The organism is Caballeronia sp. LZ033, assembly GCF_031451265.1.
GTDB lineage: Bacteria > Pseudomonadota > Gammaproteobacteria > Burkholderiales > Burkholderiaceae > Caballeronia.
In genome coordinates, this window is the sequence record NZ_JARUXQ010000004.1 from 1,428,259 (window position 1) to 1,435,127 (window position 6,869).

The 6,869-nt window shown below is 65.5% G+C and carries 6 protein-coding genes; all 6 read right to left on the reverse strand.

All coding sequences use genetic code 11. The features are described from left to right. Positions 1-91: 91 nt before the first annotated feature. Positions 92-850 carry an electron transfer flavoprotein subunit beta/FixA family protein gene (locus QCE62_RS33695; protein ID WP_309927416.1) on the reverse strand — a complete coding sequence of 253 codons (759 nt, stop codon included), beginning with the start codon at positions 848-850 and terminating at the stop codon, positions 92-94. Beyond that, positions 847-2,010, reverse strand: a complete 1,164-nt coding sequence (locus tag QCE62_RS33700; RefSeq protein ID WP_309927418.1) for an electron transfer flavoprotein subunit alpha/FixB family protein — start codon at positions 2,008-2,010, stop codon at positions 847-849. The genes QCE62_RS33695 and QCE62_RS33700 overlap by 4 nt, the downstream gene beginning before the upstream one ends. 4 nt (positions 2,011-2,014) lie before the next feature. After that, on the reverse strand, positions 2,015-3,925 hold the full coding sequence (locus QCE62_RS33705) for a (Fe-S)-binding protein (protein ID WP_309927420.1): 1,911 nt from the start codon (positions 3,923-3,925) through the stop codon (positions 2,015-2,017). Positions 3,926-3,940: 15 nt separating this feature from the next. Beyond that, positions 3,941-6,004: an NADH:flavin oxidoreductase gene (locus tag QCE62_RS33710; RefSeq protein WP_309927421.1), complete on the reverse strand. Its 2,064-nt coding sequence runs from the start codon at positions 6,002-6,004 to the stop codon at positions 3,941-3,943. 69 nt (positions 6,005-6,073) lie between these two features. Then, on the reverse strand, positions 6,074-6,607 hold the full coding sequence (locus tag QCE62_RS33715) for a DUF5943 domain-containing protein (protein ID WP_309818907.1): 534 nt from the start codon (positions 6,605-6,607) through the stop codon (positions 6,074-6,076). Between the two features lie 29 nt (positions 6,608-6,636). Further along, on the reverse strand, positions 6,637-6,869 hold a 233-nt coding region (locus QCE62_RS33720; RefSeq protein ID WP_309927422.1), incomplete at its 5' end, for a membrane dipeptidase.

A 6,869-nucleotide genomic window follows, 5' to 3' on the forward strand; every position in this document is an offset into this window, starting at 1 on the left:
CGTGTGCTCCGTGTGCGTCACGTCTGGTGCCCCGCCACACACCTTTGAACGCGGGCTGCTGCTTGTTGCTGCTTTTATAGGGGTCGAAAAATCAGTAATCGACCAGTTGATGCTCGCGCAAATAAGCCAGTATCACTTGTGCTTTTTCGACAGAACTTCCTTCAATTACGACGCTGCCGCCACGGCTTTCCGTGGTGGTTGCGGACAGCATGCGCGAGTGCCCCGAACGCTTCTCCGGCGCGGCCAGTTTCTTCGGCTTCGCGCCGGCCGGGCGCACCGTCCACGCGGCTTTTTCCTTGTCCGCCGCCACCACCGATGCAACCGGCGCGACCTGCCCTTCGCGCAGGCGAGCATAGGCGTAGCGCGGCACGGCATTGGCGAGCGGATGCACGGCGACGAGCGCGGGCAACGGCGCGCGCACGCGGCGGCGCAGGCCCTTCGGCATGAACTGGCGCACTTCCACGCCGTCCTGCGTCACGCTGACATCCACGGCCGCGCCGACCAGCGGCAGGTTCAATGCATCCGCCAGTTTGTAAGGCAGCGTGCCGCTGTCGTAGGCGCCTTCGGCGCGCGTGCCGGTGAACACCAGGTGGTAGCCCGAGAGCCGCTGCGCCAGCGCGGCACAGGCATCGCCCTCGGTGTTGAGCACTTCGACCTTCGGCGCGCCGAGCGCGAGATACTCAGCCAGCGCCGGATTGGCGGGATCGCCGGCGTGCAGCACGTCGAGTTGCGCGCCCTGTGCCCTGGCGATGCCGATGGCGATGGTCAGCGCGGCGGCATCGTTGCGGCTGTAGCGCGCCGTGCCGCTGACGGGATGACGTCCGGTGGATACGAGAACGGCGATCTTCACGCTGCGACTCCTTCCGCGACGCTCGCGGTCTGCACGACCGGCGTGCCGCCGGCACGCGCCGCACGCGCGGCGGTGGCTGCATCGGTCAGCGCCTTGATGGTTTCCTGCGTATCCGCGACGATGGTCAGGTTGGCGCGCTTGGCAATCGGCGCGCTCGCATCGAGATTGACCGCGATGACATGGCGGCAGTCCTTGATGCCCTGCAAGTGCTGCACTGCGCCCGAAATACCGAACGCGATATACACGCTCGCCTCGACCGTCTTGCCGGTCGCACCGATCTGCTTGTCGCGCGTGAACTTGCCGTCGTCCACGGCCACGCGACTCGCGCCAATCGCCGCGCCCAGCGTGCCTGCGAGCGCTTCGAACGCGGCGATGTCGGAGACACCGTTGCCCGCCGACACGATGAAGTCCGCTTCCTCCAGCGCCACCTGCGCGGCATCCATCTCCTCGATACCGAGATCGACAAAGACACTCGCCTTGGCCGCCGGCACGATGCCTTGCGCGGACACCGCTTCACCCGCGCCGACGAACGGCAGCCGCGCATCCACCGCATTGGCGGCGAGCAGCACGACGTCGGGCAGATCGCGCGAGGCCATCGCACGGCCCGCCTGGGCGTAGGACGCGACGTGCCCGGCATCGAGCTCGACCACCTGCGTGGCAATCGACGCATCGGCGCGCGCAGCGTAGCGGCGGCCGAGATCGCCGTCGCCGGTGGCGTTGTCCGGCATGAAGATGCGCACCGGCGCGAAGTGCGCGACGCACGCCGTCAGCGCACGCACTTCCTCGTCGGGCGCGAAGTTGCGCCGGTCAAAACCGGGCAGTTCGATATAACGATCCGCGCCGAGTGCGGCGGCATCGTCCTTGAATTCGCCGAAGGCAATCAGCACGACTTCGGTGGCGCCGTCCGCGAGCAGCGCGGCAGCGGCCAGCGCCTGACGCGCGTGATCGTCGAGTGAGCCGCGGTCCGTGTGCGCGGCGACGAGCAACGCGCGCGTCGCGGGCTGGATCGTGCGGCGCGGCCTGGCGGCATCCTTGTGCGCGCCGTGCGAAAACTGCAGCATGGCGCCGTTGCCGATCTCGCCCAGCGTGATCCGCTTCAGTCCCGCCGCCGTGACGATGAACGGCCTGCGGGGATCGATTCGCTTGATATCGTTGTTCATCGCTTTACTCCAGCGCCGCCGCGACCAGTTCCGCCACGTCCAGCACTTCCGGACGCGGGCCGACCACCCCTTCCAGCATCGCGGTGCATTGCGGGCAGCCGACCGCGACCACGTCCGCGCCGATCGACCGTGCATCGGCGATACGGATATCCGGGATGCGCTGCTTGCCGGGAATGTCGGTCAGCGGCGCGCCGCCGCCACCGCCGCAGCAGCGCGCGCGCATGCCGTGGCGCTCCATCTCGACGACCTTGATGCCGATGGTCTTCAGCAGCTTGCGCGGCGCTTCGGTCTCGCCGTTGTAGCGGCCGAGATAGCAGGGATCGTGATAGGTGATCTTCTTGTCGGCGAGCACCGCGGCGGCCTTCGGCGAGAGCTTGCCGCTCGCGACCAGTTCGGCCATGAACGCGCTGTGATGCTGCACTTCGTAGTAACCGCCGAGCGCGCGATACTCGTTGCGCAGGCTGTGCAGCACGTGCGGATCCGCGGTAACGATGCGGCGGAACTGATACTGCGACAGCGTGTTCATCAGCTTCGACGCGCACTCCTGGAACGTGGCCTCGTCGCCGAGACGCCGGGCGGTGTCGCCGGTATCCGTTTCCACGCCGCCGAGCACCGCGTAGTCCACGCCCGCCTTGTTCATCACCTTCGCGAGCGCCCGCAGCGTGCGCTGGTAGCGCATGTCGAACGCGCCTTCGCCGGCGATCAGCAACACATCCACCGGACGCCCCGGCTGCGCGACCTGCACCTGCAGATCCACCGACCAGTCGTAGCGCGCGCCAATGTCATAGCCGTTCTGGCTGCCGGTTTCGCGCAGGTTCGCGAGCGTGATCGGACCCTTGCCCGGCACGTCGCCTTCCACGAGCGTCTGGTTGCGGCGCATGTCGACGATGGCATCGACGTGTTCGATCAGCATCGGGCACTCCTGCACGCAGGCGCGGCAGGTGGTGCAGGACCAGATGGTGTCGGCTTCGATCATCTGCGAGATCAGCGGCTTGCCCGGCCCGCCCGAATGCTTGCCGACCGGAATGCCGGGTGTCGGGCTGCCCGCGTATTGCGCATCCGATCCGCCGACCATGCCCGTCACGAGATCCTGGATCAGCTTCTTCGGGTTCAGCGGCTGGCCGGACGCGAACGCCGGGCACGCGGCTTCGCACTTGCCGCACTGCACGCAGGCATCGAAGCTCAGCAGCTGGTTCCAGCGGAACTCCACCGGCTTGCCGACGCCATACTCCTTCGCATCCAGCACGGGCTTCTTCAGCGCCGTGGGCGGCACCACTTCGCGCTCCGTATGCGCCTTGAAGCGTTCCTGGCGCGGATGAAACGCGAGATGCAGGAGACCCGCCATCGCGTGCTTCATCGGACCGCCCTTCGCGGCGCCGAAGGTCATCGTGTAGGCGCCCGCCGCGATCAGCAACGCGACGATGATCGCCAGCGCGCCCGACATCCACGACGCCGGCAGCAGCATGAACAACGCGAGCCCCGCCGCGAACGAGCCGAGCAGCAGCGGCAGGCTGTCCCACGGACCGCGCGACAGCCGCGCGGGCACGTCCTTCGCATGACGGCGCTTCCACACGAACACCGCGCCGACGAGCATGATGATCGCCGCGATGAAGATCAGCCTGTCGAGCCACGGCGAGTAGATGGCGAGACCGTAGTTGATGAAGACGAGCGCCATCGCGAGGATCGCCCCGCCGGCGGTGGCGACATGCGTCCTGGCAATATACGGATCGCGCGACACGACATGATGCAGATCGACGAAATAGCGCTTCGGGATGGTGAGCAGGTTCGCCCAGCCATACGCGCCCGCCGTCGTCGCGCGGCCTTCGCGCCAGTAGGTTGCGCGCTTGAGCAAGGCGAACGCGAGGCCGGCCATCGAGAGCCACAGCAGCACGGTGATGACAAACACGGGGTTCATCGTCGAATACCCTCGTCAGAAGTCTTTGCAGAGGCGCAGCGAATCGTAGATCGCGCTGTGGATGTTGTGCATCGAGATGCAGTCGCCGACGCGGAACAGCAGGAAGCGTCCATTGCCCAGTTCTTCAGAGAGCGACGGCTGCGGTTCCGAAGCGAACAGCGTATGCATGTCGATCTGTCCGCGATTGAGCGACTCGGGCTTGAGCTTCCAGTAGATCGCATCGTTCGGCGTGATGCCGTTCTCGATCACCACTTGATCCACGGCCCGCTCTTCCTGCTCCTCGGTGTACTCGTTGCGGATCACGGCAATCTTCTTGCCGTCTTCCTCGTAGACCTTGTCGAGCCAGTAGTTCGGCGTGTGGATCACGCCCTGTGCGTACAGGCGGCGGTAGAAGATCGGGAACGTGGTGCCGCCGGTGTCGTCGGCGACCTTCACATCGGGCGTGACGATCTCGACCGTGTTGCCCCGCGAAGCGATGAAGTCCGCGACGCCCGCGCCCGCATGAGTCGATACGCCGTCATAGACGAGCACGTTCTTGCCCGGCTCGACCTTGCCCGAAAGAATGTCCCACGAGCTGACGGCGAGACCTTGCTCGACGCCCCATGCGGGCACCTGGTCCGTGAACGACGAACCGCCCGTCGCGAGCACGACGATGTCGGGCTTTTCGGCCATGATCATCTTGTCGTCGGTGGCGACACCGAGACGGCGATCGACGCCCAGACGCTTCGTCTCCATGTCGAACCACCGCACGATGCCCGCCATCTGTTCACGCTGCGGCGCCTTGGCGGCCAGCATGATCTGCCCGCCCACATAGTCGTTCTTTTCGAACAGCACGACATCGTGACCGCGCGAACGCGCCACGCGCGCCGCCTCGAGTCCGGCCGGACCCGCGCCGACCACCACGACCTTGCGCTTCGGCCCGCGCGTCTTTTCGATCACGTGCGGCATCGTCGCTTCGCGCGAGGTGGCTGCGTTCTGTACGCACAGCACGTCGAGACCGTTGTACTGGCGGTCGATGCAATAGTTCGCGCCGACGCATTGCTTGATTTCGTCTTCGCGGCCGTCGCGGATCTTGATGACCATGTGCGGGTCCGCAATCTGCGCGCGCGTCATGCCGACCAGATCCACCATGCCGTTCGCGAGCAACCGTTCCGCCTGGCCCGCATCGCGGATGCTTTGCGCATGCATCACGGGCAGCTTCACGACCGACTTGATGCCGGCCGCGAGATGCACGAACGGTTCAGGCGGCAGGGCCATCGGCGGCATGCAGTTGGCGAGCGTGTTGTGCGTATCCGCGCCCGAGCCGATCACGCCAACATAGTCGATCAGCCCGGACTCGGACATGGCCTGCGCGATTTCCTTCAGGTTCTCGTGCGAAAGGCCATCTTCATGAAACTCGTCGCCGCACATGCGCAGGCCGACGCAGAAGTCCGCGCCCACGGCCTCACGCACGGCTTGCAGCACTTCCCGGCCGAAGCGCAGACGGTTCTCCAGCGAACCGCCCCATTCGTCCGTGCGGAAGTTGGTGCGCGGGCTCCAGAACTGGTCGATCAGATGCTGGTGCGCCGCCGAGATCTCGATGCCGTCCATGCCCGCATCCTTCACGCGCTTCGCGGCGGCCGCGAAGTCCTGGATGATGCGCCTGATCTCTTCCACTTCGATGATCTTCGCGTTGCCGCGATGGACCGGCTCGCGCACGCCCGACGGTGACATCAGATGCGGCCAGTGCTCGCCGTGCCACGCCGAGCGGCGGCCCATGTGCGTTGCCTGGATCATGATGAACGCGCCGTGCCGGTGCATGGCTTCGGCGAGGCGTGCAAGCGGGTCGATGACCTTGTCGGTCGAGAGATTCACCGACTTCCACCAGCCTTGCGGGCTGTCGATCGACACCGGGCTCGAACCGCCACACACGGCGAGGCCGACGCCACCCTTTGCCTTTTCCTCGTAGTAACGGATATAGCGGTCCCCGGGCAGGCCGCCTGGCTCGGCGTAGACCTCCGCATGCGCGGTACTGACGATGCGGTTGCGCAGGGTCAGCTTGTTCAGCTGAAGAGGCTTGAAAAGGTTCGGGTAACGCATTGCGATCGACCTCGGGGTGGCTCAGTGTGGTGACGTCTGCAAAACCTTGGCTAGTGGCCGCGTCGTGTGTTACGCGAGCGGCGAGACTTCGAACACGCAGTGGTCGTGTCCTTCCGCCGCGCATTGCGTTTCGATGGACTTCGAACGCGGGCCTTTCTTCGCGCTGTCGGGAGCGGTGTCGTTGACCCAGTCCATCGCGCCGGAGAACCATCCCGCGAACATGTAGCAGAGCTTGCCCTGCTTGCCCGGCTGCGCCAGCACGAAGGACGAGTTGTGCAGGTGGATGCGGGCATGCGAGCTGGTCGGATCGGATTCGACGATCGAGAACAGGCCCCAACCGCGCTGCGATAACCGCTTCAGGTAATGTTCGAACACCGCCATGCCGCTGATGCCGTGCTTCTCGGCTTCCTTGTCGCACCAGTGATACGCCGACTTGTAGCCCGCCTTGTAGAGAATCTCGGCATAGGTCTCGCGGCCGAGCGCTTCCTCGACGGCAACATGATTGTTCGTGAAGAAGTGACGCGGGACGTACAGCATCGGCAGCGCGTCGGTGGTCCAGACGCCGGTTTGCGGATCGACGTCGATGGGCAGTTGGGGTTGCATCGCAAGGTTCCTTGTTGTTGTGTTCAGGTTCAGACGTTCCACACTTCGCCGAAGAAGCGCATCCAGTTCTCGCCCATCACCTTCTTGATGCGCGACTCGCTCCAGCCTGCGCGTTCCATCGCAGCGGTCAGGTTCGGAAACTCGCCGATGGTGCGGATGCCTTCCGGATTCACCACCTTGCCGAAGTTCGTCAGGCGGCGATAACGGCCCTTGTCGTGCGTGATCCAGTCGAAGAACTCGGTGCTGTAGCCCTGCGTGAAGT